Below are 25,775 nucleotides of genomic sequence, written 5' to 3' on the forward strand. Positions count from 1 at the left end.
TCACCCGCAAGGAGGAGCAAAAGACATGAACTACTGGCTGTTCAAATCCGAACCTTCGGTCTTCTCCTTTGAGGCGTTGAAGGCCAAGGGCAAGGCCGGCACGCAATGGGACGGCGTGCGCAACTACGCCGCACGCAACAACATGAAGGCGATGCAGATCGGCGATCTCGGCTTCTTCTATCATTCCAACGAGGGGCTGAACGTGGTCGGCATCGCCGAAGTCTGCGCGTTGGCGCATCCCGACACCACGACCGACGACCCGCGCTGGGAATGCGTCGACATCCGCGCCGTCAGGGATGTGCCGAACCCGCCGACGCTGGAAGAGGTCAAGGCCAATCCGAAGCTTGCCGACATGGCGCTGGTGCGGCTCGGGCGGCTTTCCGTGCAGCCGGTGACGCCGGCCGAATGGAAGGAAGTCTGCCGCATGGGCGGCCTGACGCCGGCTCCGTGACGGCGCTGACGCCGAACAGCGCGAAACAATTCATCCTCGACAACACGGCGCTGATGGCGCCGCCGCACGTGCCGGAAATTTTTCTGCGCCTCGCCGACGAGGCACATGATTTGTGGCAGCGGACCGAGGATGAGCTGATCGAGATCGGCCTGCCGCCGCCCTTCTGGGCCTTTGCCTGGGCCGGCGGCCAAGGCCTTGCCCGCTATATCCTGGACAATCCCGGCGCCGTGCGGGGCAAGCGCGTCCTCGACTTCGCCTCCGGCTCCGGCCTTGTCGCCATCGCCGCCGCCAAGGCCGGCGCTGCCAAGGTGATCGCAGCCGACATCGATCCGTTCTGTGCAACCGCGATTTGTCTCAATGCCGAGGCCAACGACGTCAAAATCGAATTCCTCGGCACGGATTGCATCGGCACTGATGCGGGATGGGACATGATCCTGGCCGGCGACGTTTTCTACGACAGATCCTTCGCCGACCGGCTGATGCCGTGGTTCTCAACCCTAGTGGCGCGCGGCGCCGAGATTCTTGTCGGCGACCCCGGCCGGTCGTATATGCCGAAGTCCGGGCTGGAACCCCTGGCGGTCTATGAAGTGGCCGTCACACGGGCTCTGGAGGATGCGCTGGTCAAGCGCACGACGGTCTGGCGCTTTGCTTGACGCCATCGCCGAACAGGCGTTCCATCATATCCGCATCTGGAGGGGGACTCATGGATTTTTCAGCAGTGAACTGGCTGGCGGTGATCGCCGCCGCAATCGTGGCATGGCTGTTCGGCGCCGCCTGGTACATGGGCCTGAGCAAGCCATGGCTGAAAGCCGCCAAACTTGACCCGGCCACTATGAAAAAATCGCCTCTGCCCTTCGTGATCAGCTTCATCGCCGAACTGGTCATGGCGTACATATTGGCGCTTGTCGTCGGCGCGATAACGGGCGGCGAGCCGACATTGCTCGCCGGGCTGATCTTCGGCTTCGTGCTTTGGCTGGGCTTTGTCGCCACAACGCTCTCGGTCAACCATCGCTACGAGAATTTCGGCTGGGATCTGACCCTCATCGACGGCGGCCATTGGCTCGGCGTGCTGCTGATCATCGGCGCCGTGATCGGCTGGTTCGGCGCCGCGGCAGCCTGACAGCCTGCCGCAATCTCAGGTCCGCGTCTTGGCGACTTCCTCGAGAATCCAATCGCGAAAGGCGACGATACGCGGATCGTCGGCGGTACTCTCGGGATAGACCAGGAAATACGCGAACTCGGGCGCTACCCGCAGGCCGAGTTCAAAAGGTTGCACCAGCCTTCCCTGGGAAAGGTCGTTCGCCACCATGGCGAAATCGGCGAGTGCGACGGCATTGCCGTCGAGCGCCGCCTGGACGGCATCTGTCGAGTTTTTGAACACGACAGTTCGGCTGTCGTCGAAATCGTTGACACCGGCGGCCGCCATCCACATCCGCCAGTTCGGCCATGTCACGCCTTGTCGCGACCACTCGATATGGGCAAGCGTGTGGTTGAAAAGATCGCGCGGCTCGCGCAGCGGCGGACCGGAGGTCAACAGGCTCGGGCTGCACACCGGAATGAGGATGTTGTCGAACAGCCGGTGGGCGCGAAGTCCCGGGTATTTGCCGGCACCAAAGCGGATGCCGACATCGATGTCATCAAGTTCGAAATCCCGCAGTTCATAGGCGATGTCGAATCTCAGCTCGATATGGGGCTGAAGCTTGCGAAAATCGTCGACGCGACGCATCAGCCATTTTGACGCGAACTGTGCGTCGAGCGTCACCTTCAAAAGGGCCGTGCCGCGCGTCAGCTTGTGCGCCCGCGAAACGGCCCGGCCTAGCAGGTCGAGCGCGTCGGTGGAGGCCTCGAACAGCACAGCGCCCGCCTCGGTTAGCCGGATGGTGCGGCTGGTGCGTGTAAAGAGCACCAGTCCGAGCTGATCTTCGATTTCCTTGATCTGGTGGCTGACGGCGGCTGGCGTCAGGCCCAGCTCATCGGCGGCGCGGGTGAAATTAAGGTGCCGGGCCGCTGCTTCCAGCGTCCTCAAGGCGCGAGTTCCGGGCAGCAGGCGGGTCATCTTATCCTCAAAGAAAACTTGATGATCCAGAGAAAACTACTCGTTTCTCACAGTAATTTCAATATGGCATGATCCAGCCATCGAAGCATTATCAAGCCGGACTTGATGTCCGGAGAGAACGGATCACCCCATGTCCATCATCGCTTTGAATTCATCGACACGCCGTCCGGCCTGGCTGACGGAGGCCCTTGACTGGCTGCGCCATGCCCGGGTCGCGATCAATCTCCCGCACCAGAACGTCGAAGACCTGTCGGATCGGCAGCTGCGCGACGTCGGCGCCAGGCGCAAGGACGTTGCACGCGCCATGGACCGCGAAATGGGCCGCCTCGGCCTTCTCGACATCGGCTGGCAAAGGAATAAAGGCAGTAAAGGAATAGGGGGCTAAAGCGCGCCGACGCGCATCCACTCCCAACTCCCTACTCCCTACTCCCTACTCCCTACTCCCTACTCCCTACCTCACCACCCTCACCACCGTCCGATCCGACAGCAGCGGCAAAAGCCGCGCCATGGTTCGCGCCGTCACCGCCACGCAGCCTTGCGTCGGCGTGAAGCCGGGGCGCGCCAGGTGGAAGAAGATAGCGCTGCCGCGGCCGCGCCGGCGTGGCGCCACGTTCCAGTCGAGCACCAGGCAGGCATCGTAGAGCCGGTCGTCGCGCCGCATGCGTTCGTGGCTGGCACCATAGGGGATCTTGACCGGCCTGTTGTAATTGCGGTCGTCAGGCACTTCGCACCAGCCCAGATCAGGCCCGATCGGCGTCATCGTCAGACGGGTCTTGCGGCCGCTGGAGAACTGATCTCCTCGGAAATATCCCGACAGGATCCGCATCGAGGCCAGCGGCGTGGCGCCGTCGCCTTCGCGCTTGTCGGCCGAGATACCGCCGCCCCCCAGCGCGCACGCAAACACCGTTTTGCCAGCCTGCAGCAGGCCCTGGCTTGGATGGCCGGGCCTGGCTCGCACGGTCAGCACGCGCAGCCCTTTTCGCAAAATTGCGCCGGCTGCATTGCGATCGTGTTTTTTCTTGTATGATCGTGCCACGGAACAAATCACTGTGATCGGCTGTTGTGCCGGTCAGCTTCCGCATAAACAGGCAGCGGTCAACTGAATTTTCTTTTCAAAACAACGGATTGATCCATGACTTCACGCACCATTCTAATCGTCGATGACGATGACGACCTGCGCGGCACCCTGGTCGAGCAATTGTCCCTTTACGAGGAATTCGACGTGCTGCAGGAATCGACTGCGGCAAAAGGTGTCGCCACTGCGCGCGGCGGCCTCATCGATCTGCTCATCATGGATGTCGGGCTGCCCGACATGGATGGCCGCGAAGCGGTAAAGATCCTGCGCAAGGGCGGCTACAAGGCGCCCATCATCATGCTCACCGGCCACGACACCGATTCGGATACGATCCTTGGCCTCGAAGCCGGCGCCAACGACTATGTGACGAAGCCGTTCCGTTTCGCTGTGCTGCTCGCGCGCATTCGCGCGCAATTGCGCCAGCATGAGCAGAGCGAGGACGCCACTTTCTCGGTTGGGCCTTACACCTTCAAGCCCAGCCAGAAACTGCTGATCGACCCGCGCGGCGGCAAGGTGCGGCTGACGGAGAAAGAGGCTTCGATCATCAAATATCTCTATCGCGCCGACCAGAAGGTGGTGACGCGCGACGTGCTGCTCGAGGAAGTGTGGGGCTACAATTCCGGCGTCACCACGCACACGCTGGAAACTCATGTCTACCGGCTACGCCAGAAGATCGAGCGCGATCCTTCCAATGCGGAAATTCTTGTGACAGAAAGCGGTGGCTACAAGCTGGTTCCTTAAACATTTCATTATCCAATGAGCGGTCTGGGCGGGACTGCTGTCGGGTGCGATCCTGTCGGAGGGGGATTCAGGATCGACTCGTGAAGGAGGGATTGGACTGACCGTTCGGGGACACAGCTAGATGGCGCTGGATGACGACATCCGCATCCTGTCCGCCGTGAGGCTCTTCGAGGGCTTCACGCAGGAACAATTGCGCCTGCTCGCCTTTGGCGCCGAGAACACCAGGCTGCTTGCCAACCACAAGCTTTACCGCGAGGACGACGAGGCCGATTCGGCCTATATCGTGGTCAGCGGGCGTATCGTCCTCTATCGGGAGCAGGATGGCGAACGCATCCCGATCGGCACCGCCGGCCCCGGCACGATCCTGAGCGAACTGGCGTTGATCGCCGACACCAATCGGCTGACCAGCGCATCGGCCGAAATCGATTCCGAAGTGATCCGGCTCAGCCGCAAGATGTTCCGCCGTATCCTGGAGGAATATCCCGAAGTGGCGGTGCAGTTGCACCAGCGCATCCTGGAGGATTTCCAGGCGATGATCCGCCGCATCGAAGAGCTGGCGCCGCGCTTCTCCGGCTGAGATGGAGGCGCAGATATACGGGCTGACCGTACTGCCGCCCGGACCTGAGGGTTCCGTTGACAGGCAACAGGTGAAATCCTACAGAACCCCTCGAAGGCGGGCGGCCTAACAGGCACCGCCACCACCAGGCTCCTGGGGGAGCGAGGCATGCTGCCAGCTCGGTATGAGACGATCATCCTGTATGCCCGCAACGACGCGTTCGGCGACGGATTGATCCGGATTCCGGCTTTGCGCGCCGCCAGAACCGCGTTCCCCGATAGTTTTATCGTCTACGGAACCACCGGCTCGTCGTCCCTTGAACATGTCCTCGATCGCCATGCCGGCCACTTGGTCGATGCGATCAATGTACGGACGCCTCTGGCGCATCTCGTCGCCAGCCACCGCAAGGGCAAGGGGCGATTGGCCGTTGTCGATTTCCGCATCTCGGCGCGTTGGCTGCTCCAGGCCTCGGCGTCGCTGCTCGGCCGCGGAATCGCCTATGAAGCGAACTTTCCGGGTTTCGCTCTTTCCTGGCGCCCTGGCCAAAGGTCGGAAGCACGACCCGAGCACAATGCATGGCGTTACCACCGCCTCATCGAGCGTCTTGCGGGCAAACGGTTGCCTTTCGACCATCGGCTGGAGCCCACCCCGGCCGCACGGGCAGCGGCCAGGAGCCTGGCGGACGGCAAGCATGCTCCCTTGATCGTTGTCGCGGCGCATGGCGATGGCGGCAAACGCATGACGGCGGATCAGGTTGTCGCTATCTCCGGCAGCATGATCGCCGACGGGGCAAATCTTCTCTATGTGAAAACCCCGGGTGACGGCCCTGATATGGCTGAACTGGCCCAACGCGTGCCGAAGCTGCAGCTTGTCGATTCCAGCACGGTCGAGGGTGTCGATGTCAGCGATGTTCTGCTGGCGCTCGGAGAGTTTGCCGATCTTTACATTGGCGCCGAAGGCGGTATCGCACATCTCATGGCGACCGTGATGACGCCGATGGTTATCGTCAGTGGCGGCGCCAACATGGCCCGTTGGCGGCCGCTTTCCAACTGCGTGGACGTGATCGAGTCCCGGCATGCGAGTCCATCCGGCCTGGTCGCCAATGTCCCGGCGCCGAAAATCATCGAGGCGGCCCAGCGGATGCTGGCGACGCGCCACCGCGACCATCCCTATCTGCTGGATCACGCGGCAGGCCTGTCAACGCAGCAATTTCGGGACAACGACACGCGCAAAGACAAGGACTTGAAGCGCGCCGTTTGAATTTGTTTGGCGGCAGCGTCAGGCCTGCCTCACCTGAGTATCGACATACCTAATCCAGATCGAACCGTGCGATGACGGGTACGTGGTCCGACGGGCGCTCCCAGCCGCGCGCCAGGCGCAGGATCTCGTAGCCGGAAAAGCTGGGCACCAGATTTGGCGACGACCAGACATGGTCGAGCCGCCGGCCGCGGTTAGACGCTTGCCAATCCTGCGCTCGGTAGCTCCACCAGGTGTAGAGCTTCTGCTCAGGCGGCACATTGAGCCGCATCAGGTCGGTCCAGTTGCCGGCGAGGCGCATCGCTTCGAAATTTTCCGTCTCGACCGGCGTGTGGCTGACGACGTTGAGCAGCTGCTTGTGCGACCAGACGTCGTGTTCGAGCGGCGCTATGTTGAGGTCGCCGACCAGTACCGAGCCGGACACCTCGTCATGTTCTGCCCGGATGGCATTCATCTCGGCGACGAAATCGAGTTTGTGCTTGAACTTCCTGTTGATGACGGGATCCGGTTCGTCGCCACCGGCCGGAACGTAGAAATTGTGCAGCAGGATCGCCTTTCCGCCGGCTCGCACCGTCACCGAGAGGTGCCGGCTGTCCTCGATTTCGCAGAAACGCCGCTTCTCGACCACTTCGATCGGCCGCCGCGCCACCGTCGCGACGCCGTGATAGCCCTTCTGGCCATGGAAGGCGATGTGCTCGTAGCCGAGCTTGCGGAAGGCCTTTTCGGGAAACAGCTCGTCCGGAACCTTGGTCTCCTGCAGGCAGAGCACGTCAGGCGCATGCTCGACGAGCAGGCGTTCGACGATCGGCATGCGCAGCCGAACGGAGTTGATGTTCCAGGTGGCGATGGAAAAGGGCATTGGCAATCCAGGACAGCGTACAACCGGCCAGAACCGATTGGTCCCGGCGGGGAAGACGCCTTTTGACGGAGTCAGCCCGGGAAATTGCCAGCCGCGGGCGGCAAAGACAAGCCGGGCAACGCCCGACGAGGCGCGGCCCGGTGCTTTCCACAGCTATAATGACAGGCTTAGCGCGGCCTGTTGGTGTTGAGCTCGCGGTTCGCCGTGTAGTCGATGGCAAAAGTGTCAGGCGCGAAGCTGACGCCTTCCTTGGTGTTGAAGATCATCACCGTCGTATCCTTGCCCTGCGCGTCGGTGATCGTCCATTGTCGCAAATCGAAGGTTTTCGGATCGAACATCATGGTGATCTTCGAATTGCCGAACACCGATTTGTCGGCGAGCTGGATGGTGGTGAGGTCATCCTCCTGCTTGACGCTTTTGACCCGGTCGCCGGAGAGGTCGATCCTGTCGTCGAGCAGCAGCTTCAAAGGCGTCTTCGACAGCGGATAGAGATCTGACGTGTTGAGCTTCTTGTTCAGGATGACCACCGACTTGCCGTCTGAAATCACCCGGAAGTTTGAAGAGCCATCATAGTTGAAGCGGATCTTGCCCGGCCGTTCGAGGAAGAACTTGCCGCCGGTCTGCTCGCCCTTGGGGCCGAACTGCACGAATTCTCCGCTCATCGATTTGACCGAGGAAAAATGGTCGGCGATCTTCTGTGCCGCGGCCGGCACGGCCGCCTGCGCCGAGGCCAGCACCTGGAAGCCGGGCACCGCGTTGAAGGCTGCCGCCCCTGCAATCGCCAGGCCGAGGCCCAGCAACTGACGCCGTGAGGGAGCAACTTTGCCGGGCGCTGAAGGATCATTTTTCATGTCGGTCACTCTCATCTGATTCCTGAGCTGTTCTGTGCTTGGACCGCCAGTTAGGCTGAAATTTGGCGGGTCAGGCGTCCCTCAGTCGCTTCAACGCCTTGAAACGTTCAAGGTTGCCGGACCGGCTGTCACAAGGTCAGGCCCTTCTTGTCAGAACTTGTCGTCTTCGGTCGGCACCAGGATCTCGCGCTTGCCGGCATGGTTGGCCGGGCCGACGATGCCCTCCTTCTCCATCTTCTCGATGATCGAGGCGGCGCGGTTGTAGCCGATGCCCAGCCGGCGCTGGATATAACTGGTCGAGGCCTTGCCGTCGCGCAGCACCACTGAAACCGCCTGATCGTAAGGATCGTCGGAATCCTCGAAATTGCCGTTGCCGCCACCACCGCCTGAACCGCCCTTGCCGGACGGCTCGTCGTCGTCCTCGCCGTCGTCCTCGGTAATGGCATCGAGATATTCCGGCACGCCCTGCCGCTTCAGATGCGCGACGATCTTCTCGACCTCTTCGTCGGCGACGAACGGGCCGTGCACGCGCTGGATACGGCCGCCGCCGGCCATGTAGAGCATGTCGCCCATGCCGAGCAGCTGCTCGGCGCCTTGTTCGCCCAGGATGGTGCGGCTGTCGATCTTCGACGTCACCTGGAAGGAGATGCGGGTCGGGAAATTGGCCTTGATGGTGCCGGTGATGACGTCGACCGACGGCCGCTGCGTGGCCATGATGACATGGATGCCGGCGGCGCGCGCCATCTGCGCCAGGCGCTGCACGGCACCTTCGATGTCCTTGCCGGCAACCATCATCAGGTCCGCCATCTCGTCGATGATGACGACGATATAGGGCATCGGTTCGAGATCGAGATTCTCGGTCTCGTAGATCGCCTCGCCGGTCTGGCGGTCGAAGCCGGTCTGCACGGTGCGCGAAATCTTTTCGCCCTTCTTGTCCGCCTGGCTGACGCGGGCATTGAAACCGTCGATGTTGCGCACGCCGACCTTGGACATCTTGCGGTACCGGTCCTCCATCTCGCGCACGGTCCATTTCAGCGCCACCACAGCCTTCTTCGGATCGGTAACAACCGGCGTGAGCAGGTGCGGGATGCCGTCATAGACCGACAGTTCCAGCATCTTCGGATCGATCATGATCAGCCGGCAATCCTGCGGCGTCAGCCGGTAGAGCAGCGACAGGATCATGGTGTTGATGGCGACCGATTTGCCAGAGCCGGTGGTGCCGGCGACCAGCACGTGCGGCATCTTGGCGATGTCGACGATGACCGCTTCGCCATTGATGGTCTTGCCCAGCGCCAGCGCCAGCTTGGCTTTCGTCGTCTCGAAATCACGGCTGGCCAGAATCTCCCTGAGATAGACGGTCTCGCGCTTGGCGTTCGGCAGTTCGATGCCGATGGCATTGCGGCCGGGCACCACGGCGACGCGGCAGGCGATGGCGCTCATCGAGCGGGCAATGTCGTCGGACAGGCCGATAACCCGCGACGATTTGATGCCAGGCGCCGGTTCGAGTTCATAGAGAGTGACCACCGGACCGGGACGGACGGCGATGATCTCGCCCTTGACGCCGAAATCCTCCAGCACGCCTTCGAGCAGGCGCGCATTCTGCTCCAGCGCGTCCTTGGACAGGCTGGCGTCGCGCACCACGTTCTTCGGTTCCGACAGGAAGTGCAGCGACGGCATTTCGAATTTTTCCGAGCCGATCAGCGATGTCTGCGCCTCCCGCTGGACACGGGCGCCGGGAGCCGGACGCGGTGCCGGTGCCTCGACGCGGGTGGCGGCATCGGAGCGGAACGGCTGGACCTTGGTGGTGCCACGCCTGATGGGCTCCTGTTCCGGCTCGAAATCCAGATCGTCGTCGGCTTCGAAAATATCGGCATCGTCGGGGTCGAGCGAGACGCTGCGGTCATTGACCATGGCGGCGAAGAATTCGGGCTCGACGCGGGCGCGGCCAGCCTGGCTCATCCGCGTTTCAGCGAACTCAGCCGATTCGACCCGTTCGGCGGCGCGCCGCCAGGCGGTGGAGCGCTGTTCCATCTCCGGCTCGTACTCGTCACGCTCCTGCCTTCGGCGCGCGGCGCGGCGGTGCATCCACGCGCGGAACGAGAGCCACCAATGAGTAATTGCCCCGAGCGCCAGGATACCCTCGTCGCCTTCGTCCTCATCATTGTCGAACAAAAGGTCGTCCTCGCGCGGATCTGTAGCGGGCTCGTCCTCCATGACGGCAAATCCGTTCTTGCGTCCGATCAGCGCCGACCCATGGGCAAAGAGCCACAGCGCGGGCGCGGCCAACAGGATGGCGATGATGCTGGCGATAAGCCCGGTCGGATAGCCGCCGATGACGACGCTTGGGATCTTCAGCACCATGTCGCCAAACACGCCGCCGAGGCCGGTAGGGAGCGGCCAGGTCTTGGGCGGTACCACACAACCGGCCATTGCCGCGGCCAACAGCGCGAAGCCGAACCAGGACAGCCCTCGCTTGGGCAGCCTGTCGATGCCGCGCGCGGAAAACAGCAGGAACCCCCAGATCACCGTCGGAACCAGCGCTGCGACGGCGGCGAGGCCGAAGAACTGCATAGCCAGATCGGAGAACACGGCACCCGCATAGCCCATGGCGTTGGTGACGGTGTTGTTCGTCGCGTGGGAGAAGCTCGGATCGGCGACGTTCCAGGTGGCAAGGCTGGCGACCCCGAAGGCGGTGAGCGCGAACAGCCCAGCGCCGACCAGCCGCCCGACCTGACGCCGCGCGAAGGCTTGGATGCCGTGCCCCGTATCGGCCAGCGCGAGCGGTGCTGAAGCCCCTGAACGCATGCTTTTCCCCGTCTGTCATGGACTCGCCAGGTGCGTGGCGCACTCCGGCAGATTCGGGTCTCAGACTATCGGTGGGAAGGTTAAAGGCGCATTAACTATAAGGGGTTGAGGTGATCAAACCTCGTTACCACCGGTTGAGCCGCTTGGAATGCCGGACCTCGGCCTGCGGATCCTGATCGCCGCGGCCCTGACGGTGGCGGCCGTGCTGATTGTCAGGAATTGCCCCATTCCCGGACATGCTGGCAGATAGACCTGCCGTGGAACAAGACAGGAGCGGGCCTGCGTGCCCGCCATTGTCCTTTTGGCAACAAAAGATCGGGCTCGGCGCCCGGCAGGTCAGTTGGCGCCACCGAGCGCCTGCAGGTTTGCGCAGAATTCGGCGTGCGGCTTGCTCATCGCCGCATCCTGCCAAAAAAGAGGCCCGGAAATTATCCGGGCCTCAATGCGTGAACTCCTTTCGAGAGTGTCACGACGGGATGGTTTGGGGGGCCGGCGGGAGGAGGTTCCACCGGCCCCGTGAGGCGGAGCTGGCCTTACGGCACCACTTCGCCATGCTGGGAGATGTCGAGGCCTTCGACCTCTTCCTGGGTCGTCGGACGCAGGCCGACCAGCGCCTTGACGATGTAGAGGATCACGAAGGTTGCAATCCCCGTCCACACGATGGTGACGGCGACGCCGTAGATCTGCTTGCCGAGCGAAGCGCCTGCACCGAGGCTGTTGATCGCCGGATCGGCGAGCACACCGGTGAGCAGAGCGCCGATGACACCGCCGACGCCATGCACGCCGAAGGCATCGAGCGAGTCGTCATAGCCGAACATGTGCTTGACCTTGACCGCCGAGAGGTAGCAGACGACGCCCGCAACGATGCCGACGATGAAGGCGCCCGTCGGGTTGACGAAGCCGGAGGCAGGCGTCACCGCGACCAGGCCGGCGACGGCGCCGGAGATAATGCCGAGCACCGAAGGCTTCTTGGCGACGATCCATTCGGCGAACATCCAGGCGAGTGCCGCGGCTGCGGTCGCAACCTGGGTGTTGAGCATTGCAGCGCCGGCGAGGCCGTCGGCGGCCAGTTCCGAACCGGCGTTGAAGCCGAACCAGCCGACCCACAGCAGCGAAGCGCCGATCACCGAATAGACCAGGTTGTGCGGCGCCATGTTGGTGGCTCCGTAGCCTTCACGCTTGCCGAGAACCAGCGCGCAGACGAGACCCGCGACACCGGCGTTGATGTGGACGACCGTGCCGCCGGCAAAGTCGAGCACGCCGGCCGTGCCGAGGAAGCCGCCGCCCCAGACCCAATGCGCGATCGGCACGTAGATGACCAGCAGCCACAGCGCCATGAAGATCAGCAGCGCCGAGAACTTGAAGCGTTCGGCGAAGGCGCCGGCAATCAGCGCCGGAGTGATGATGGCGAAGGTCATCTGGAACATCGAGAACACGAATTCAGGAATATTCGCGACGCCCGGCAGCCACAGCGAGGCAGTGGTGATGCCGTGATGGAAGAATTTCGAGGTGCCGCCGAGATAGCTGTTCATGCCGCCGCCGTCGGAAAAGGCCAGCGAATAGCCGAACATGAACCACAGCACCGTCACCAGGCAGGTGATGGCAAAGCTCTGCATGATGGTGGCGAGCACGTTCTTCTTGCGCACCATGCCGCCGTAAAACAGCGCCAGACCCGGGATGGTCATCATCAGCACGAGCGCCGTCGAGGTCAGCATCCAGGCGGTGTTGCCGGTGTCGAGCACCGGGGTCGGGGCAGCCGGTGCAGCCGCTGCCGCGGCAGGAGCCGCTTCCTGCGCGAAGGCGGCGACCGTGCCCAATGCTGCGAGAGCGAGCGAACCCAAAAGGGCGGCCCGTCCCGTCGTCTTCAAGGTAGAAGGAATATTCATTGAACTCTCCATTGGAATACGTGATCGCCGCTCAGAGCGCGTCGGTGTCTGTTTCGCCGGTGCGGATGCGCACCGCCTGTTCGATGCCGAAAACGAAGATCTTGCCGTCGCCGATCTGGCCGGTCTTGGCGGCTGAGGTGATGGCTTCGACGGCCTTGTCGACCATGTCGGCACTGACCGCGACTTCGATCTTGATCTTCGGCAGGAAGCTGACCGCGTATTCCGCCCCGCGATAGATTTCCGTGTGCCCTTTCTGACGCCCGTAGCCTTTGACTTCGGTGACGGTCAGGCCCTGGATGCCGACGGCGGTAAGCGCTTCGCGGACCTCGTCGAGCTTGAACGGCTTGATGATTGCCATCACGATTTTCATAAGGTTGCACCCTTTGCTGTTGCGGTCCCCCGCGTTTGCACGACTTCACCGATCCTAAAGAGCCGGAGAGTGCCCACGTGGATTCAAGCTCCGTGCCAAGTGCCGAAGCAGGGTGTTAACCCGTTGTAAACAAAGGGATGAAGGCGGCCAAAGCCGTGAGGTGCCCGCAACAACGGCAAAGCATATGCTTAAAAACTATGCAATTTTCGAAAAATGCCTACTCTATAGGCGGTCGCTTCAGCCGGATCAGCCCTTCTTGCGCAACCGAGGCAATCAACGTGCCGTCGCGGGCAAACAGCGACCCGCGCGTGAAGCCGCGCGAGCCCTGTGTCGACGGACTGTCCTGCGTGTAGAGCATCCAATCGTCGAGCGCATGGCTGCGATGGAACCACATGGCATGGTCGAGGCTCGCCGCCTGGATATCGCGGTCGAAAATGGCGCGGCCATGCGCAAAAGTCGAGGTGTCGAGCAGCGTCATGTCGGAGAGATAGGCGAGCACCGCCGCCTGGATGGCGCGATCCGCCGGAACCGGACCGGTGGTGCGGATCCAGATGTTCTGCTTCGGCTCCAGCTTTTCGCGGCTCGTGTAATGCTTCAGCATCACCGGCTTCATCTCGATCGGCCGGTCGCGCTCCCAATAGCGTTTGATGCCTTCGGGCACGGCCTCGCCGAACTTGCCCAGCAACTCGCGCTGCGACAGCAACGTGTCGGGTCCGGCAACGTCCCGCGGCATCGGCACCTGGTGTTCGAGACCGACCTCATCCTGCTGGAACGAGGCCTCCAGCGAAAAGATCGCCTGGCCGTGCTGGATCGCCACCACGCGCCGCGTGGTGAAGGAGCCGCCGTCGCGGATGCGGTCGACCTCGTACACGATCGGCACCTTGGTGTCGCCGGGCCGCATGAAATAGCCATGCAGCGAATGCACGTGACGATCAGGGTCGACGGTTCGCTGCGCCGCGACCAGTGCCTGGGCGATGGTCTGGCCGCCGAAGACGCGCTGCCAGTCGAGCAAGGGACTGCGACCACGATACAGATTGTGTTCCAGCTTCTCGAGGTCGAGAATGCCGAGAAGCTCGTCCATGGCTGCCGTCATATTTCGTGCCCTCGCCGCAGAAGTGTTATGGCGGTTTCCGACAGGACGGACAGGCAGTCAAGACGCAAGACGCGACCGGCGCGCAAGGAGCGAAGTTGATGCAACGCAAGGTGGACACGAAAACCAAGTCTGGACTCGATGTTCTGGTCGCCGGCGCCGGTTATGTCGGCCTGGCCAGCGCCGTATCGCTGAAGCAGGCCCGTCCGGGCCTTGCCGTCGCTCTCGTCGATGCCGCGCCGGCCGGTGTCTGGCAAAGGGATGGCCGCGCTTCGGCCATTGCCGCCGCCGCCTGCCGCATGCTCGACCAGCTCGGCGTGTGGGCCGAAATGGCGCCGCAGGCCCAGGCGATCACCGAGATGATCATCACCGATTCGCGCACCTCCGATCCGGTGCGTCCGGTCTTCCTGACCTTCGACGGCGAAGTCGCGCCGGGCGAGCCGTTCGCACATATGGTCGCCAACAAAGTGCTGAACGGCGCCTTGCGCGCCCGCGCCGAGAAACTCGGCATCGACATCATCGAAGGCGTGGCGGTGCTGGGTTTCGAGACCAACGGCGGTGGCATCACCGTGCATCTCGCCGACGGTGCGACGCTGAAGGCGCGGCTGCTGGTCGCCGCCGACGGCGTCAACTCCAAGCTGCGCGACATGGCCGGCATCAAGACGGTGAAGTGGGAATATGGCCAGTCCGGCATCGTCTGCACGGTCGCGCATGAACGCCCGCACAATGGCCGAGCCGAAGAGCATTTCCTGCCGGCCGGCCCTTTCGCGACGTTGCCGCTCAAGCCCAGCGAGGACGGCACCAATCGCTCGTCGATCGTCTGGGTCGAGCGCACGCAGGATGCCGAGAAGCTGGTGGCCGGTGACGACCTCGTCTTCGAGCATGAACTCGAACAGCGCTTTAGTCTGAAGCTCGGCGAGATCCGCGTTGCCGACAAGCCGCGCGCCTGGCCGCTCGGCCTCACCATCGCCCGCGCCTTCGTCGCTCCGCGCATCGCGCTCGCCGGCGACGCCGCCCACGGCATCCATCCGATCGCCGGACAGGGCCTCAATCTCGGCTTCAAGGATGTCGCCGCACTTGCCGAGGTGATCGTCGAGGCCGACCGGATCGGCCAGGATATCGGCGCGCTCGACGTGCTCGAACGCTACCAGCAATGGCGCCGCTTCGACACGGTCCAGATGGGCATCACGACGGATGTGCTGAACCGGCTGTTTTCCAACGACATCGGCCCGCTGCGCGCCGTCCGAGACATCGGCCTCGGCTTGGTCGAACGCATGCCGCGCCTGAAGGAGTTCTTCATCCGCCAGGCATCGGGGCTGTCCGCTAGCACGCCGAGGCTGCTGAAGGGTGAGGCGATTTGAGCGCCCAAAATAGGCAGTAGAAAACCACCCCAGCAATCAGGACGCCGGCCCGAAAGTCCCGAGCCGCTGCGCAGCATCGGTCACCTCTATGCCGAGCCGCGCAAGCACATCCTCGCAGCCGGGATGGAGACGGTTCTTCATCATGAACTTTCTCGGCGCTATTGCTGAACGCTCTCCGAGCCCCGGTGGTGGAATAAAATATCTAAAAAACTCAAATTATGGATCGTTTGTATTTCGTGTGGATTTGTTCTGTGGATTTTGGGGTATTTTGTACCAAATCCATATTTCCCGTCATTTTCCCTTGATTTGCTTGCGATTTGCCGGCAACATGAAGGCTCAAAACAAAAACGAAATGAGAGCGAAATGACCAACATCTATGCATCGCCTGAAAAGGTTCAGTACGCCAAGCGGTTGTTTGAAATTGGTATCGAATACCTAGAAGCTCAGGGCTATGAGGTTTCGCGCGTTCCGCGTGCCGGAAAGAAGAGCCTGCGCCGTGTGAAGAAGGGCAAGGAGGAGTTCAACGTCGCTATCCGCACGTCACAGGACCAGTGGTTTGCCTTCCCCCGCGAGGACGCGACCGGCAATTGGTTGGGCATGGATGATGTCGAAGTGCAGCGGGTTATTGTTGTCGCCCTCAATACCCGCGAGGAAGGGAAGGAAAAGATTGGCCTCGTTCACGATTTTTTAGCCTCGGATGTTCGGGATCGCTTGAATAAGAATTTTGAGGCCCGTTACGCGGCAAACCCGAATGTCGATATCTCACATGGCAACTGGATTTCCCTGTACCACAAGGAAGCCAACGAGCCGGTTTCATTTGTCGGCGCTGGTATCGGTTTGAAGTTTCCGCCGAAGGATCGCGTTCCGCTGTTCGGCGCAACCAGCAACCAGGTTGAGGAGGAAGACCTAGTCGAAGCTGATAGGTCGAGTGAACTCCCTGTCGCCGAGATCGTTGTCGAGCCGTTGACTATTCCTGAGGCGAAGCGCCGCCTTGCTTTCACTTTCGGCGTCGATCCTTCGGCTATCAAGATCACTGTTGAGGGCTAATTTCCCTCAACTCCACTGCCTCAATCCACCGGTCCCGTCTGACATAATCTGGGCCTAGTCTCATTTATTGTGGGCCGGCGCTGATCGGGATCTATGGTCGCAATTAACGTTGTCCAAAAATCGCGATGATCTCGGGCCCGGGTACGCCTCTCGTTCTTTCAAAGATGAACTGCGCTGGCTCAATTGACTTCGAAACCCAGCTTCTGCCGCAGCCGCAAAATCCTCTGGTCGGATATCTGGAGGCGTTTCTCGCCGCCTTGGGCGGCGCGGTTGACCATCTGCAGCAGGTCGTTGCGCTCGGCGACATCAAGGCGTTCGCGCAGGAACGGCGCCAGCTTGTCGATGACAACAGTGGTGTCGTCGATCTGTGCTGCCGCCCATTTGGCGTAGATCACCGCTTCGTCCGTCTTCTTCTTGTCGGCGATCTCGGAGATCACCAAGCGAATGACAGCCTCGCGTCGCGGCAGGACCGGCCCTTCCTCGGAGACGATTGCGGTGATCAGCGTCGCGGCGGCCACCACCGGATCGTCGATCGCGGTTAGTGGCGACAGGGCCGCCTGCTTGCGCAGCTTCTTGCGGCGCACCGAACCCTGGACCCGGCCGATGACATCGGCAACGTCACGCGCAGCCTCGTTCATGGCCTTCATCCGGTACCACCAGAACGCCGCCGCGCCCAGCACGCCAAGGACAGCAATCAAGAACGGCATGCCGACACCCCCCAAAATCCCGCCAACGATAGGAGAACTCTTGCGGTGCTTCAACATGCAAGAGTTGCGCCGGGCGAAGAACTCGGCCCCCGTCAGGCGCTTCCGACGAAACCACCGCTCCAGACGACGGGCGACGAAGGAATCGCCTCTACGATCCCGGCACATGGTAGATCGCGCGCACCTCGATAGTGCCGATTTCGGCCAGCGGAATCTCGGCGGCGATCTCCAGCGCCTGGTCAAGATTATCAGCCTCGATCATGACGAAGCCGAGCAATTGCTCCTTGGTTTCGGCGAACGGGCCGTCGGTGATCAGGCTCTTGCCCTTGCGCCTGCGAAGGGTCTTCGACGTTTTCACCGATTGCAGCGCCTGGGCGATGATCAGTATCCCGCGCTGATCCAACGAACGGTCATGAGCCATCGAATCGGCATCGAGCTTGGCCAGACGCTCCGGCGTCATGGCATGGAGGTCCTTTTCCTCACCATAGACCAGACAGACATATTTCATTTCCAGCTCCCTTGCTGCGTCGAACCAGTCGAACCATAGGATGCGGTGACGAGCGTGTCAGCGTTGCCCCTGACCGCCGCCGCATAGTCGAGAAGGCACGCCGCGATGCCGATGATGGCAACCGCCGCCAGAAGCCGGCCAAAGCCGGACGCCGGCGGATGCAACCAGAAGTCTTCTCGTCGCCCGGCCTTGTGGCCTGCGCCTTTCCACAGTGCGAAAAACAGATTGTCCATGCGAACCTCCATCCGGCCACAACCTCATGGCCGCCCGCAGGACGGGCGCGGGAGATCAAAGCCGACATTTTTGCACATGCACTTTTTCGAAAAGAATTTGGCCACCAACTGCGCAGTGGTTCAAAGAGCGCAGTGGCCTTCGCCTTCGCGCGCGCTATAGTTGACCGGACGCCGGGGGCTCCCCCAGGCAACCAGCCGCGGCGACCCCAGCCACGACAACCAAGGAGGAATTCATGGACCGCACCGCAAACGCCGTCTGGAAAGGCGATCTGAAGGGGGGCACGGGCACGCTCGACACCCAGAGCGGAACCCTGAAGGGCACGCCCTATTCGTTCAAGGCACGCTTCGAGGACGAAAGCGGCAAATCCGGCACCAATCCGGAAGAGCTGATCGCGGCGGCGCACGCCGGCTGCTTTGCCATGCAGTTCTCTCATTTCCTGGCCGAGAACGGCACGCCCGCCACCGAACTCGACGCCAAGGCGGTGGTGACGCTGGTTCCCGGCACGGGGATCTCCGGCAGCGCCCTCACGGTGGTCGGCAAGGTGCCCGGCATCGATGCCGCGAAATTTGGGGAGCTGGCCGAAAAGGCCAAGGCCGGATGTCCGGTCTCGAAGGCGCTCGGCGCCATAAATGTATCGCTTGACGCTCGGCTCGGCTGAGCACTCGGGATTCGGCGTGATGACCCGGCGCGAACGCACAGGCGCGCCGGGGTTATGCGCCCAGCGCGTCTAGCCGGGCGCGAAGTGCGGCGACTTCCTGCTCCAGCGCCTCCAACCGCGCCTCCATGTCGGAAGCCGGCAGGGCCGATACATTCCGCTGCGCCGAAAGGGCTGCAACGTCCACCGGGCCGCTGAGGAGATGCACGTAGCGGTCCTCGCGTTGGCCTGGTCCGCGCGGGATTTCCTGGATGAGTGGCGGTCGGCGGCCAATCAGCATATCGAGTTCGGCGCGCAGATCTTCGACCGATGAGAACCGCGCCATACGCTCGCTCCGCGCCAGCAGTTCATGTGCCGTCTGCGGCCCGCGCAGCAACAGCAGGCCGATCAAGGTGGTCTGCGGCGTGGTCAGCGAGAAGCGCTGCGCCATCTGGTGCTCGTAGCGCTCGACGCGCGAACCGAACATCTGCCGCACCAGCCCCTTTTGTTCGAGTAGCTTCAGCCCCCGGTGCACCTCCACCTGTTCCAGCGCCATCACCGGTTCCCGCGCCGTCTTCTGGTTGGCGGCGGCCAGTGCTGCATTGAGCGTCAGCGGATAGACATCCGGCGTCAGCTCCTTCTTCTCGATCAGGCAGCCGAGGATGCGCGCCTCGATGGGGGAAAGAATTGGAAGATCATCGCTCATTGGATTTGCTCGCGCCGGCAACCAACCTGCCGCCTAGACCCTTCTCTCCACCATCATCTTCTTGATCTCGGCGATCGCCTTGGCCGGGTTGAGGCCCTTGGGGCACGTTTGCGCGCAGTTCATGATGGTGTGGCAGCGATAGAGCCGGAACGGATCCTCGAGATCGTCGAGCCGCTCGCCCTTTGCCTCGTCGCGGCTGTCGATCAGCCAGCGATAGGCCTGCAAAAGCGTTGCCGGCCCGAGATAGCGATCCCCGTTCCACCAGTAGCTCGGGCACGAGGTCGAGCAGCAGGCGCACAGGATGCACTCGTAGAGCCCGTCGAGCTTCTCGCGGTCCTCATGGCTCTGCAGCCATTCCTTGGCCGGCTCAGGCGACACCGTCTTCAGCCATGGCTGGATCGAGGCATGCTGGGCGTAGAAATTGGTAAGGTCCGGCACCAAATCCTTGACCACCTGCATATGCGGCAGCGGATAGACCTTGACGGCGCCGGAAATGTCGTCGCATCCCTTGGTGCAGGCCAGCGTGTTGGAGCCGTCGATGTTCATGGCGCAGGAGCCGCAAATGCCCTCGCGGCAGGAGCGGCGCAAGGTCAGCGTCGGATCGATCTTGTTCTTGATCCAGAGCAGCGCGTCGAGCACCATCGGCCCGCAATCGTCCATGTCGACGAAATAGGTGTCGATGCGCGGGTTCTCGTCATCGTCCGGTGACCAGCGGTAAATGCGGTACTCGCGCAGATTGGTTGCGCCTTCCGGCTTCGGCCAGGTTTTCCCCGCCTTGATCTGCGAATTCTTGGGGAGTGTCAGTTCGACCATTACCTCAGGTCCTTTCGGATGACGAGCTTCAGCCCGGACCAGATTTCATTGACGGCGGCCACTTTCACGTCGACGAGATCGCGCTTCAGCGCCTCGGCGCGAACAACGCCCTCGGTGACGTCGGTGGCCACCTTCGAAGCCTTCTTCGGCCAGGAGACCCAGACCATGCCGTCGCGCTTGATCGCTGCCTCGACATCGCCGAGGCGATCCTCGATCTCGGCGCGTTGCCGGGCGAAGGCATGGACGGCGTCGTATTTCAGGATCGTTCCCGAAATATCAGACCAATCGGCCAGCCGATCGACTTGAGCGAAGTCAACGGCCTCAGTGAGATCGCTGAGATCATCGGGGAGCGCGATGAAGGCGGCGGTCATGCCGTCCTTCAGGCCGAGCTTGGCCGGAAGGGGCGTGCCGGAATATCCCGAGGCCGCCAGCGCCATCGTCAATACACCCTGGCCTTCGGTGCGATCTTGACCGGGTTGATACCCCCATCTTGTTCCTTGAGCAGCAGTTCGGTGTGCACTGGCCGATAGCTGAGCGTCACCTTGCCGTCTTCGCTGAGCCTGGCCAGCGTGTGCTTGCGCCAGTTGGCATCATCTCGGGCTGAAAAATCCTCCCGCGCATGCGCGCCACGGCTCTCCTTGCGCGCCGCGGCGCCGTAGACCGTGGTGATGGCGTTGGCCATCAGGTTTTCCAGTTCCAGCGTTTCGACAAGGTCGGAGTTCCAGATCATCGAGCGATCGAACACCTTGACATCCCTGAGCTCGCCCCAGATCTGCGAAATGCGTTCGCAGCCGCTGTCCAGCGATTCCTGGGTACGGAACACCGCCGCGTCTTCCTGCATCGCCTTCTGCATCTTCTCGCGCAGTACCGCCGTCGGCGTCGAGCCGCTGGCGTGGCGCAGCCGATCGAAGCGGTCCATGATCTTTTCGACCGAGGCCTCATTGGGCGAAGGGATCGCCGAATTGCGGTCGATGACTTGGCCCGCCCGGATCGCCGCCGCGCGGCCGAACACCACCAGGTCGATCAGCGAGTTCGAACCGAGCCGGTTGGCGCCATGCACCGAGGCGCAGCCGGCCTCTCCGACCGCCATCAGCCCCGGCGACACCTGGTCGGGATTGAGTGCCGTCGGGTTGAGCACCTCGCCCCAGTAGTTGGTCGGCACGCCGCCCATATTGTAGTGCACCGTCGGCAGCACCGGGATCGGCTCCTTGGTCAGGTCGACGCCGGCAAAGATCTTGGCCGATTCCGAAATGCCCGGCAGCCGCTCATGCAGCACGGCCGGATCGAGGTGGTCGAGGTGCAGGAAGATATGGTCCTTCTTCGGGCCGACGCCGCGGCCTTCGCGGATCTCAAGCGTCATGCAGCGCGAGACGACATCGCGCGAGGCAAGGTCCTTGGCCGATGGCGCGTAGCGCTCCATGAAACGCTCGCCCTCGGAGTTGACGAGATAGCCGCCCTCGCCGCGCGCGCCCTCGGTGATCAGGCAGCCGGCGCCGTAGATTCCGGTCGGGTGGAACTGCACGAACTCCATGTCCTGAAGGGCGAATCCCGCCCGCGCGGCCATGCCGCCGCCGTCGCCGGTGCAGGTGTGCGCCGAGGTGGCCGAGAAATAGGTGCGGCCATAGCCGCCTGTCGCCAGCACCACCATCTTGGCCGAAAAGCGGTGGATGGTACCGTCGTCGAGGTTCCATGCGACGACACCGGTGCAGGTGCCGTCCGGCTCCATGATCAGGTCGAGCGCGAAATACTCGATGAAGAACTGCGCGTTGTGCTTCAGCGATTGGCCGTAAAGCGTATGCAGCATGGCGTGGCCTGTCCGGTCGGCGGCGGCGCATGTGCGCTGCACCGGCGGGCCTTCGCCGAAATTCATCATCATGCCGCCGAACGGCCGCTGATAGATCTTGCCCTCCTCGGTGCGCGAGAACGGCACGCCGTAATGTTCGAGTTCGTAGACGGCGGCGGGCGCCTGCTGGACCATGTACTCCTGCGCATCGATGTCGCCCAGCCAATCCGATCCCTTGACGGTATCGAAAAGGTGCCATTGCCAATTGTCGGGTCCCATATTCGCAAGTGAAGCGGCAATGCCGCCCTGCGCCGCCACCGTGTGCGAGCGGGTCGGGAACACCTTGGTGATGCAGGCGGTGCGCAGGCCCTGTTCGGCCATGCCGAGCGTGGCGCGCAGCCCGGCACCCCCGGCGCCGACGACAACGACGTCGAACTTGTGGTCGACATAAGTATAGCCAGCGCTGTTGGCTCGTTTTGCGTCCTTGGCCAACTCAGCCTCCGAATGTCAGCTTGAGCAGGGCGAAGATCGAGGCGACGCCGACCGCTATGGGGAAAAATGTGTTGAGCGCGATCAGCGCCAGCTTCATGCCCTCGCCATGCACGTAATCCTCGATGATCGCCTGCATGCCGAGGCGCATATGGGTGAGCCCGGAGACCAGCACCAGGGCCATCACCATCGCCACGAACGGATTGGCAAGGGCTGCCCGCACATGCTCATAGTCGGCGCCGTTGAGTGCAATCAGGAAACCGACGAAGAACAGCATCAGCGGGATGTTGGCGATCGCGGTCAGGCGCTGGCGCCAGAAATGTCCGGTACCCTCGCGGGCGGACCCGAGGCCGCGGACCTTCGCCAGCGGCGTGCGCATGTCGGAGTTGTTGTCGCTCATGATCAGGCTCCCCGCGCCATATAGCCGGCGATCCAGATCAGCAGCGTGAGCAGGATGGAGCCGGCCAGCGTCGCCCAGGCGATCTTCGAGGCCGTGTGCTTCTCCAGACCGTTGCCGGTGTCCCAGACCAGATGGCGCACGCCACCCAGCATGTGATGCATCAGCGCCCAGGTGTAGCCGAACAGGATCAACCGGCCGAGCCAGGTGCCGAAGGCCCAGTTGACCCAGTCGAACGTCGCCTGCGAGCTTGCCGCAGCCATCAGCCACAGCGCGACCAGCAGCGTGCCGAAATACAGCGCCCCGCCCGTGATGCGATGGATGATCGACATCGTCATCGTGATCGGCGGCCGGTACACGCTCAGATGTGGCGAAAGCGGCCGTTCACGTCTGGCAAATTCGCGGGTGGCTGGTGATTTGCTCATGGCTCCCCCAGTTCGGCGTCTCCTGCCTCATGTGGAAATGCGGCATTGCCGCTTCCGGTTGCGACTTCGGACAGCCGGTTTCTAATGCTCTTTTTGCACCGCGTCAAAGCCAGAAAACCGTTTCGAAAACGTAATTTAGTCTGACTAAACGGCAGGCTCCCGGCTTCAATCGATTAGCGCTGGGGCCCGAAGCCGGCTCGATATCGCTGCAGTGCAACATGTCTGTCACCGGGGCCCAGTGATATCGAGATTGGCGCTAGCGTTTGCAGGTCTGCGGCGTCGACCCCTTCTTCATCACCAGCGCTTCGCTTCCGTCGATCACGATTGCGTCATGTGTGGCCGCCTGGTAGCGGCTGCTCTGGTTGGCAGGCGACGCCGCAAACTCCTCGGTCGCACCATCAGACCCGACCACACGCAATGACGTGCCGAGATTCTGGATGGCAATCATGCCGTTATTGCCGCATCTGTAGGTGGCCGTGCCTATCCCGGATCGCGGCGCAGTAAGGTCGGTGGTGATCTTGGTTGCAGCTGCCGGGGGCGCCGCGGCTGCGATGGACGGCTGAGCCGGCGCAGACGAATTGATCGCCTTCGGCGCGCCATCCTGCGGCACACAGGCAGCAACGGTAACGAGCAACGGGAAAACGCACACCCAAACCATTCGGCGTACCGCCATTTGCCGTCCTCCCGCGCGGCAAATCAGCCGCGAATGCTTTGCCAAGATTTAGGTCATCCCGACGCAGAGACGAACGCCGGCGCGATGGTGCGGCCAAGCATGGCCGAATGATGGCCGCCGGGTTTTCCATCCAGTCGGATATTAACGGATATTAACCATGTTCACCGAGACATCGCCGCGAAGCGCGTCAGCCTCTTAACAAAGGTTAAGAAAGCGTTAATTTCCGATTCGAGGAGGCTTTCCTCAAGACATGGAGGACGCCATGCGTTCGAATTCGGGCAGATCGCGCCTTGCGGCGCTCACAGTGGCGGCCTCGGTCGTCGGCCTCGTGGCGCCAGCAGTCGCCGGTGCGCGGCATCAGGATCGCGTCTACGCCGATTCCTTCGGCAATCTCGTCATCGACAGCGCCGCCGGCTATAAGCGCATCCTCGTCGGCGAAGGCAGGCTGGCCAAGCAACTGTCCGACTACACCAGCGCCGGCCAGCCCAAGGTGATCTACGAGAACGAAGCCGACGATCTATCAGGCTACAGCGATTGCTACCGGCCACCGGTGCTGGTGAAGGGCCGTTCCTATATGTACGGACTTTCCGACGGTGAGATGCCGGAACTCAGCCCCTGCCGCTAGACTCGTGTTTGGACGCAATTTCCAAGGGAAAGCGCACCGCGCCTTTCTCGGGGAAACGTCTCACATTTCTCCTGGAATTGCTCTGCCGTCCATTCCGGCTGACGACCAGTTGTCGGCTGGCCCGGCCGAGGTGCGCACGCAATCGCGCCCGGCATTCTTCGCCTGATAGAGCGCCTGGTCGGCGCGCCGCATCAGATCGGTAAAATCTTCGCTCGGATGAAGTTCGGCGACGCCGAAACTCGCTGTGCAGCGATTGTCCGCCGGCAGTCCGTTTATGGGAAGCGCACTGAAAGCACTGCGGGTGCCCTCGGCAAACAGCCGGGCGGCGGCAAGATTGGTTCCCGGCAGCATGATGGCGAACTCCTCACCGCCGATGCGGCCGGCGACATGATGGCCAGCGGCGGCCTCACGCAGGAAGCCTGCAAAAGTCTCGATCACCCGGTCGCCGGACGCATGGCCGAAACTGTCGTTGACGCTCTTGAAGTGATCGAGGTCGGCGATGACCAGGGCGACCGGCACGCCTTGCCGCATCGCGCCAAGCACCGCCAACTCCGCATGGCGGGTGAAGCCGCCGCGGTTGAGAAGGTGCGAAAGCGTGTCCGTCTCCGATTTCGAGGTCACTTCGGCAAGCACGTCGCGAACCAGGATGGCCAGCATCAGCAGCGCCAGCGCCAACGCAAAGACCGTGCCGAGCGATTGCGACACCAGCGCGTAGCTGCTTTGCAGATAGGCTTGCGGATTGGCGCCCCAGCCGCCGAGCGCATGCGCAATGAACGGCTTTGAGGCAAACTGCAGGCCGCTCGCTGCCAGAACGGCCATCAATATGCGATCGAGATGGGCGGGCCCTTGCCTCGATGACCAGACGATTGCCAGCCCGACGAACTGCATGACCGCATAGGGAAGCTGGTACGCCATCATGCGGACCAGCGACTGGCGTGGCAGGTCCTGCACGAAATACACGGCCATGGTCGTGGCGACCAGGAACAATAGCATCGGCAGCCAGGGCGGCTCCACGCCATATTTGCGGGCAAGCCCGCCATTGAACGCAATTGTGGCGCCAAGGAAAACCGCGAAGGCGGCAACGACCGGGAGCCGCGCGTCGGTGAAGGCGGGAATGCTGAATTCGATCGCCGAATAGGCCATCCCCAGCAGATAGCCAAAAGCCAGCCAGCGCGCCGCAGCGCGGCCGACATCATGGATGGCAATCGCCATGAAGGACGCCGCCAGCAGGCCTGCAACCGACAAATTGATCAAAAGGATGAAGTTGGCGCCGCTCATGATCTTCCCGCACCCGCGCCGACAGCTAAGCATCGACGGGCGAAGAAGACGTTAATGCTAGTGCATGTCGTCAAAAATGGTTCCGGTTTTTTCGGCCCGGC

General features: G+C 62.5%; 31 protein-coding genes. 12 read left to right on the plus strand and 19 right to left on the minus strand.

Annotated elements, in window-relative coordinates:
• The first annotated feature begins 25 nt into the window (after positions 1 to 25).
• From NKH57_RS02440 to NKH57_RS02450, 3 genes are read left to right on the plus strand one after another with little or no spacing between them, the layout of a single operon-like run.
• Complete coding sequence (locus tag NKH57_RS02440; protein ID WP_352630861.1) at positions 26 to 451, plus strand: EVE domain-containing protein; 426 nt, start codon at positions 26 to 28, stop codon at positions 449 to 451.
• Positions 452 to 504: 53 nt separating this feature from the next.
• Entirely contained in the window at positions 505 to 1,104 is a 600-nt protein-coding gene (locus tag NKH57_RS02445) for a class I SAM-dependent methyltransferase (RefSeq protein WP_352941688.1), read from the plus strand.
• Positions 1,105 to 1,154: 50 nt separating this feature from the next.
• Entirely contained in the window at positions 1,155 to 1,571 is a 417-nt protein-coding gene (locus tag NKH57_RS02450; protein ID WP_352728694.1) for a DUF1761 domain-containing protein, read from the plus strand.
• Between the two features lie 15 nt (positions 1,572 to 1,586).
• Here NKH57_RS02450 and gcvA read toward each other — a convergent pair whose 3' ends face one another.
• The gene (gene gcvA, locus NKH57_RS02455; protein ID WP_352941413.1) at positions 1,587 to 2,507 is read right to left on the minus strand and encodes a transcriptional regulator GcvA; all 921 of its coding nucleotides are present in this window, start codon (positions 2,505 to 2,507) and stop codon (positions 1,587 to 1,589) included.
• A 130-nt stretch (positions 2,508 to 2,637) separates the two neighbouring features.
• On the opposite strand from gcvA, the gene NKH57_RS02460 reads away from it, so the two are divergent.
• Positions 2,638 to 2,892, plus strand: a complete 255-nt coding sequence (locus tag NKH57_RS02460; protein WP_352941416.1) for a hypothetical protein — start codon at positions 2,638 to 2,640, stop codon at positions 2,890 to 2,892.
• Positions 2,893 to 2,958: 66 nt separating this feature from the next.
• Here the strand turns inward: NKH57_RS02460 and NKH57_RS02465 are convergent, their stop codons facing one another.
• The gene (locus NKH57_RS02465; RefSeq protein ID WP_032907833.1) at positions 2,959 to 3,474 is read right to left on the minus strand and encodes a L,D-transpeptidase family protein; all 516 of its coding nucleotides are present in this window, start codon (positions 3,472 to 3,474) and stop codon (positions 2,959 to 2,961) included.
• A gap of 165 nt (positions 3,475 to 3,639) precedes the next feature.
• On the opposite strand from NKH57_RS02465, the gene NKH57_RS02470 reads away from it, so the two are divergent.
• The 3 genes from NKH57_RS02470 to NKH57_RS02480 all read left to right on the plus strand — a co-directional run bounded on the left by NKH57_RS02470 (position 3,640) and on the right by NKH57_RS02480 (position 6,139).
• The gene (locus NKH57_RS02470; protein WP_023760937.1) at positions 3,640 to 4,323 is read left to right on the plus strand and encodes a response regulator transcription factor; all 684 of its coding nucleotides are present in this window, start codon (positions 3,640 to 3,642) and stop codon (positions 4,321 to 4,323) included.
• 121 nt (positions 4,324 to 4,444) lie between these two features.
• Positions 4,445 to 4,900: a cyclic nucleotide-binding domain-containing protein gene (locus NKH57_RS02475; protein WP_023760938.1), complete on the plus strand. Its 456-nt coding sequence runs from the start codon at positions 4,445 to 4,447 to the stop codon at positions 4,898 to 4,900.
• A gap of 147 nt (positions 4,901 to 5,047) precedes the next feature.
• A complete protein-coding gene (locus tag NKH57_RS02480; RefSeq protein WP_352941420.1) occupies positions 5,048 to 6,139 on the plus strand; it encodes a glycosyltransferase family 9 protein in 1,092 nt (363 codons plus the stop codon).
• Positions 6,140 to 6,188: 49 nt separating this feature from the next.
• Here the strand turns inward: NKH57_RS02480 and NKH57_RS02485 are convergent, their stop codons facing one another.
• The 6 genes from NKH57_RS02485 to tesB form a co-directional block, all read right to left on the minus strand.
• Entirely contained in the window at positions 6,189 to 6,995 is an 807-nt protein-coding gene (locus NKH57_RS02485; RefSeq protein ID WP_352941422.1) for an exodeoxyribonuclease III, read from the minus strand.
• Between the two features lie 167 nt (positions 6,996 to 7,162).
• Entirely contained in the window at positions 7,163 to 7,846 is a 684-nt protein-coding gene (locus tag NKH57_RS02490) for an outer-membrane lipoprotein carrier protein LolA (RefSeq protein WP_352941691.1), read from the minus strand.
• A gap of 150 nt (positions 7,847 to 7,996) precedes the next feature.
• A complete protein-coding gene (locus NKH57_RS02495; protein WP_352941424.1) occupies positions 7,997 to 10,651 on the minus strand; it encodes a DNA translocase FtsK in 2,655 nt (884 codons plus the stop codon).
• Positions 10,652 to 11,184: 533 nt separating this feature from the next.
• On the minus strand, positions 11,185 to 12,537 hold the full coding sequence (locus tag NKH57_RS02500; protein WP_023760943.1) for an ammonium transporter: 1,353 nt from the start codon (positions 12,535 to 12,537) through the stop codon (positions 11,185 to 11,187).
• Positions 12,538 to 12,568: 31 nt separating this feature from the next.
• Positions 12,569 to 12,907 carry a P-II family nitrogen regulator gene (locus NKH57_RS02505; RefSeq protein WP_352941426.1) on the minus strand — a complete coding sequence of 113 codons (339 nt, stop codon included), beginning with the start codon at positions 12,905 to 12,907 and terminating at the stop codon, positions 12,569 to 12,571.
• 217 nt (positions 12,908 to 13,124) lie between these two features.
• Positions 13,125 to 14,000 (minus strand): acyl-CoA thioesterase II, encoded by an 876-nt coding sequence (tesB, locus tag NKH57_RS02510; RefSeq protein WP_352941429.1) that lies wholly within the window; start codon positions 13,998 to 14,000, stop codon positions 13,125 to 13,127.
• A gap of 98 nt (positions 14,001 to 14,098) precedes the next feature.
• On the opposite strand from tesB, the gene NKH57_RS02515 reads away from it, so the two are divergent.
• The 3 genes from NKH57_RS02515 (at position 14,099) to NKH57_RS02525 (ending at position 16,405) form a co-directional block, all read left to right on the plus strand.
• Complete coding sequence (locus NKH57_RS02515; protein WP_352941431.1) at positions 14,099 to 15,358, plus strand: ubiquinone biosynthesis hydroxylase; 1,260 nt, start codon at positions 14,099 to 14,101, stop codon at positions 15,356 to 15,358.
• Positions 15,359 to 15,500: 142 nt separating this feature from the next.
• The gene (locus NKH57_RS02520; RefSeq protein ID WP_352941434.1) at positions 15,501 to 15,725 is read left to right on the plus strand and encodes a hypothetical protein; all 225 of its coding nucleotides are present in this window, start codon (positions 15,501 to 15,503) and stop codon (positions 15,723 to 15,725) included.
• Complete coding sequence (locus NKH57_RS02525; protein ID WP_352941436.1) at positions 15,722 to 16,405, plus strand: hypothetical protein; 684 nt, start codon at positions 15,722 to 15,724, stop codon at positions 16,403 to 16,405. Before NKH57_RS02520 ends, NKH57_RS02525 begins: the two co-directional genes overlap by 4 nt.
• Before the next feature lie 179 nt (positions 16,406 to 16,584).
• Here the strand turns inward: NKH57_RS02525 and NKH57_RS02530 are convergent, their stop codons facing one another.
• The 3 genes from NKH57_RS02530 to NKH57_RS02540 all read right to left on the minus strand — a co-directional run bounded on the left by NKH57_RS02530 (position 16,585) and on the right by NKH57_RS02540 (position 17,850).
• The gene (locus tag NKH57_RS02530) at positions 16,585 to 17,112 is read right to left on the minus strand and encodes a hypothetical protein (protein ID WP_352941438.1); all 528 of its coding nucleotides are present in this window, start codon (positions 17,110 to 17,112) and stop codon (positions 16,585 to 16,587) included.
• Positions 17,113 to 17,260: 148 nt separating this feature from the next.
• Entirely contained in the window at positions 17,261 to 17,617 is a 357-nt protein-coding gene (locus NKH57_RS02535) for a YciI family protein (RefSeq protein WP_352941441.1), read from the minus strand.
• The gene (locus tag NKH57_RS02540) at positions 17,614 to 17,850 is read right to left on the minus strand and encodes a hypothetical protein (RefSeq protein ID WP_352941444.1); all 237 of its coding nucleotides are present in this window, start codon (positions 17,848 to 17,850) and stop codon (positions 17,614 to 17,616) included. Before NKH57_RS02540 ends, NKH57_RS02535 begins: the two co-directional genes overlap by 4 nt.
• A 233-nt stretch (positions 17,851 to 18,083) precedes the next feature.
• On the opposite strand from NKH57_RS02540, the gene NKH57_RS02545 reads away from it, so the two are divergent.
• Complete coding sequence (locus NKH57_RS02545; protein WP_352941446.1) at positions 18,084 to 18,509, plus strand: OsmC family protein; 426 nt, start codon at positions 18,084 to 18,086, stop codon at positions 18,507 to 18,509.
• Positions 18,510 to 18,561: 52 nt separating this feature from the next.
• Here NKH57_RS02545 and NKH57_RS02550 read toward each other — a convergent pair whose 3' ends face one another.
• The 7 genes from NKH57_RS02550 to NKH57_RS02580 form a co-directional block, all read right to left on the minus strand.
• Positions 18,562 to 19,191, minus strand: a complete 630-nt coding sequence (locus NKH57_RS02550; protein WP_352941449.1) for a YceH family protein — start codon at positions 19,189 to 19,191, stop codon at positions 18,562 to 18,564.
• A gap of 33 nt (positions 19,192 to 19,224) precedes the next feature.
• A complete protein-coding gene (locus tag NKH57_RS02555; protein WP_023760952.1) occupies positions 19,225 to 20,004 on the minus strand; it encodes a succinate dehydrogenase iron-sulfur subunit in 780 nt (259 codons plus the stop codon).
• Positions 20,004 to 20,441, minus strand: coding sequence for a DUF3052 family protein (locus tag NKH57_RS02560; protein ID WP_352941451.1), 438 nt, complete (start codon positions 20,439 to 20,441; stop codon positions 20,004 to 20,006). Before NKH57_RS02560 ends, NKH57_RS02555 begins: the two co-directional genes overlap by 1 nt.
• Before the next feature lie 2 nt (positions 20,442 to 20,443).
• Positions 20,444 to 22,279 carry a succinate dehydrogenase flavoprotein subunit gene (gene sdhA, locus NKH57_RS02565; RefSeq protein WP_352728723.1) on the minus strand — a complete coding sequence of 612 codons (1,836 nt, stop codon included), beginning with the start codon at positions 22,277 to 22,279 and terminating at the stop codon, positions 20,444 to 20,446.
• Position 22,280: 1 nt separating this feature from the next.
• Positions 22,281 to 22,676, minus strand: coding sequence for a succinate dehydrogenase, hydrophobic membrane anchor protein (gene sdhD / locus NKH57_RS02570; protein ID WP_023760955.1), 396 nt, complete (start codon positions 22,674 to 22,676; stop codon positions 22,281 to 22,283).
• Positions 22,677 to 22,678: 2 nt separating this feature from the next.
• Positions 22,679 to 23,098 carry a succinate dehydrogenase, cytochrome b556 subunit gene (gene sdhC / locus NKH57_RS02575; RefSeq protein ID WP_352486155.1) on the minus strand — a complete coding sequence of 140 codons (420 nt, stop codon included), beginning with the start codon at positions 23,096 to 23,098 and terminating at the stop codon, positions 22,679 to 22,681.
• Positions 23,099 to 23,354: 256 nt separating this feature from the next.
• Positions 23,355 to 23,771: a hypothetical protein gene (locus tag NKH57_RS02580; RefSeq protein ID WP_352941454.1), complete on the minus strand. Its 417-nt coding sequence runs from the start codon at positions 23,769 to 23,771 to the stop codon at positions 23,355 to 23,357.
• 262 nt (positions 23,772 to 24,033) lie between these two features.
• Between NKH57_RS02580 and NKH57_RS02585 the strand changes: the two genes are divergently transcribed.
• Positions 24,034 to 24,396, plus strand: a complete 363-nt coding sequence (locus NKH57_RS02585) for a hypothetical protein (protein ID WP_023760958.1) — start codon at positions 24,034 to 24,036, stop codon at positions 24,394 to 24,396.
• A gap of 60 nt (positions 24,397 to 24,456) precedes the next feature.
• Here NKH57_RS02585 and NKH57_RS02590 read toward each other — a convergent pair whose 3' ends face one another.
• Positions 24,457 to 25,674 carry a GGDEF domain-containing protein gene (locus NKH57_RS02590; RefSeq protein ID WP_352941457.1) on the minus strand — a complete coding sequence of 406 codons (1,218 nt, stop codon included), beginning with the start codon at positions 25,672 to 25,674 and terminating at the stop codon, positions 24,457 to 24,459.
• Positions 25,675 to 25,775: the final 101 nt, after the last annotated feature.

Source organism: Mesorhizobium sp. M1050 (assembly GCF_040318715.1).
Lineage (GTDB): Bacteria > Pseudomonadota > Alphaproteobacteria > Rhizobiales > Rhizobiaceae > Mesorhizobium.

Excerpts from the sequence above, each read along its gene's own strand:
- NKH57_RS02545 (WP_352941446.1), top strand. The coding sequence starts at position 18,084 with ATGGACCGCACCGCAAACGCCGTCTGGAAAGGCGATCTGAAGGGGGGC.
- NKH57_RS02505 (WP_352941426.1), bottom strand. The coding sequence starts at position 12,907 with ATGAAAATCGTGATGGCAATCATCAAGCCGTTCAAGCTCGACGAGGTC.
- NKH57_RS02585 (WP_023760958.1), top strand. The coding sequence starts at position 24,034 with ATGCGTTCGAATTCGGGCAGATCGCGCCTTGCGGCGCTCACAGTGGCG.
- NKH57_RS02480 (WP_352941420.1), top strand. The coding sequence starts at position 5,048 with ATGCTGCCAGCTCGGTATGAGACGATCATCCTGTATGCCCGCAACGAC.
- NKH57_RS02495 (WP_352941424.1), bottom strand. The coding sequence starts at position 10,651 with ATGCGTTCAGGGGCTTCAGCACCGCTCGCGCTGGCCGATACGGGGCAC.
- NKH57_RS02525 (WP_352941436.1), top strand. The coding sequence starts at position 15,722 with ATGACCAACATCTATGCATCGCCTGAAAAGGTTCAGTACGCCAAGCGG.
- sdhD (WP_023760955.1), bottom strand. The coding sequence starts at position 22,676 with ATGAGCGACAACAACTCCGACATGCGCACGCCGCTGGCGAAGGTCCGC.
- NKH57_RS02560 (WP_352941451.1), bottom strand. The coding sequence starts at position 20,441 with ATGGCGCTGGCGGCCTCGGGATATTCCGGCACGCCCCTTCCGGCCAAG.
- NKH57_RS02515 (WP_352941431.1), top strand. The coding sequence starts at position 14,099 with ATGCAACGCAAGGTGGACACGAAAACCAAGTCTGGACTCGATGTTCTG.
- NKH57_RS02535 (WP_352941441.1), bottom strand. The coding sequence starts at position 17,617 with ATGAAATATGTCTGTCTGGTCTATGGTGAGGAAAAGGACCTCCATGCC.
- NKH57_RS02540 (WP_352941444.1), bottom strand. The coding sequence starts at position 17,850 with ATGGACAATCTGTTTTTCGCACTGTGGAAAGGCGCAGGCCACAAGGCC.
- tesB (WP_352941429.1), bottom strand. The coding sequence starts at position 14,000 with ATGACGGCAGCCATGGACGAGCTTCTCGGCATTCTCGACCTCGAGAAG.
- NKH57_RS02555 (WP_023760952.1), bottom strand. The coding sequence starts at position 20,004 with ATGGTCGAACTGACACTCCCCAAGAATTCGCAGATCAAGGCGGGGAAA.
- NKH57_RS02470 (WP_023760937.1), top strand. The coding sequence starts at position 3,640 with ATGACTTCACGCACCATTCTAATCGTCGATGACGATGACGACCTGCGC.
- NKH57_RS02530 (WP_352941438.1), bottom strand. The coding sequence starts at position 17,112 with ATGCCGTTCTTGATTGCTGTCCTTGGCGTGCTGGGCGCGGCGGCGTTC.
- NKH57_RS02440 (WP_352630861.1), top strand. The coding sequence starts at position 26 with ATGAACTACTGGCTGTTCAAATCCGAACCTTCGGTCTTCTCCTTTGAG.
- gcvA (WP_352941413.1), bottom strand. The coding sequence starts at position 2,507 with ATGACCCGCCTGCTGCCCGGAACTCGCGCCTTGAGGACGCTGGAAGCA.
- NKH57_RS02590 (WP_352941457.1), bottom strand. The coding sequence starts at position 25,674 with ATGAGCGGCGCCAACTTCATCCTTTTGATCAATTTGTCGGTTGCAGGC.
- NKH57_RS02485 (WP_352941422.1), bottom strand. The coding sequence starts at position 6,995 with ATGCCCTTTTCCATCGCCACCTGGAACATCAACTCCGTTCGGCTGCGC.
- NKH57_RS02550 (WP_352941449.1), bottom strand. The coding sequence starts at position 19,191 with ATGAGCGATGATCTTCCAATTCTTTCCCCCATCGAGGCGCGCATCCTC.
- NKH57_RS02500 (WP_023760943.1), bottom strand. The coding sequence starts at position 12,537 with ATGAATATTCCTTCTACCTTGAAGACGACGGGACGGGCCGCCCTTTTG.
- NKH57_RS02490 (WP_352941691.1), bottom strand. The coding sequence starts at position 7,846 with ATGAAAAATGATCCTTCAGCGCCCGGCAAAGTTGCTCCCTCACGGCGT.
- sdhC (WP_352486155.1), bottom strand. The coding sequence starts at position 23,098 with ATGAGCAAATCACCAGCCACCCGCGAATTTGCCAGACGTGAACGGCCG.
- NKH57_RS02520 (WP_352941434.1), top strand. The coding sequence starts at position 15,501 with ATGAACTTTCTCGGCGCTATTGCTGAACGCTCTCCGAGCCCCGGTGGT.
- NKH57_RS02460 (WP_352941416.1), top strand. The coding sequence starts at position 2,638 with ATGTCCATCATCGCTTTGAATTCATCGACACGCCGTCCGGCCTGGCTG.
- NKH57_RS02475 (WP_023760938.1), top strand. The coding sequence starts at position 4,445 with ATGGCGCTGGATGACGACATCCGCATCCTGTCCGCCGTGAGGCTCTTC.
- NKH57_RS02450 (WP_352728694.1), top strand. The coding sequence starts at position 1,155 with ATGGATTTTTCAGCAGTGAACTGGCTGGCGGTGATCGCCGCCGCAATC.
- NKH57_RS02445 (WP_352941688.1), top strand. The coding sequence starts at position 505 with ATGGCGCCGCCGCACGTGCCGGAAATTTTTCTGCGCCTCGCCGACGAG.
- NKH57_RS02580 (WP_352941454.1), bottom strand. The coding sequence starts at position 23,771 with ATGGCGGTACGCCGAATGGTTTGGGTGTGCGTTTTCCCGTTGCTCGTT.